The organism is Rhodococcus sp. P4_B6 (assembly GCF_056402215.1).
In genome coordinates, this window is sequence record NZ_JBFUHV010000475.1 from 1 (window position 1) to 801 (window position 801).

The following is an 801-nucleotide window of genomic DNA, read 5'->3' on the forward strand; positions in this document are numbered from 1 at the left end:
CGTGTGCGTCGCACCCAGATCCCTCGCCCACTCGAGCTTCTTCTCGTCCCGGTCGATCGCGATGATCTTGTTCGCCCCGGCCAGCCGGGCACCCATGATCGCCGCATCACCGACACCGCCGCAGCCGATCACGGCGACGGTGTCACCGCGGCCCACGTTGCCGGTGTTCACCGCCGCACCGAGGCCGGCCATCACCCCGCACCCGAGCAGCCCGACGACCGCCGGGTCCGCGGAGGCGTCGACCTTGGTGCACTGCCCCGCATGAACGAGGGTCTTGTCGGCGAACGCGCCGATCCCCAGCGCCGGGGTCAGTTCGGTGCCGTCCTCGAGCGTCATCCTCTGCGCCGCGTTGTGAGTGTCGAAACAGTACTGCGGGCGACCGCGCTTACACGCCCGGCACTGCCCACACACGGCCCGCCAGTTCAGCACCACGAAATCGCCGACCGCCACCGACGTCACACCCGCGCCGACACTCTCCACGATCCCGGACGCCTCGTGCCCGAGCAGGAACGGGAACTCGTCGTTGATCCCGCCGTCGCGGTAGGTGAGATCCGTGTGGCACACACCGCACGCCGCGATTTCCACCACCACCTCACCCGGACCCGGATCCGGAATAGGTCAAGTCCAGGGAGGTGGTGTACGACGTCGTCGCGTGACTCCTCGTCGGGTGAGTCAGGCAGTCAAGGCCGGTGTCACCTCCTCGGTGGACTCGGTGCTGCTGTCGGTGGTGTTGTCGGTGCGGGAGCGGGCCAGCACGTCCAGACCGAGATAGCGGCGCCCCTCGATCCACTCGTCGTGCTG

At 68.5% G+C, this 801-nt stretch carries 2 pseudogenes; both read right to left on the bottom strand.

Annotation, left to right across the window (positions count from 1 at the left end):
• A pseudogene (locus AC1DWT_RS51645) lies at nt 1-615 on the bottom strand (alcohol dehydrogenase catalytic domain-containing protein); the annotation flags it as partial.
• A 57-nt stretch (nt 616-672) separates the two neighbouring features.
• A pseudogene (locus AC1DWT_RS51650) lies at nt 673-801 on the bottom strand (IS256 family transposase); the annotation flags it as partial.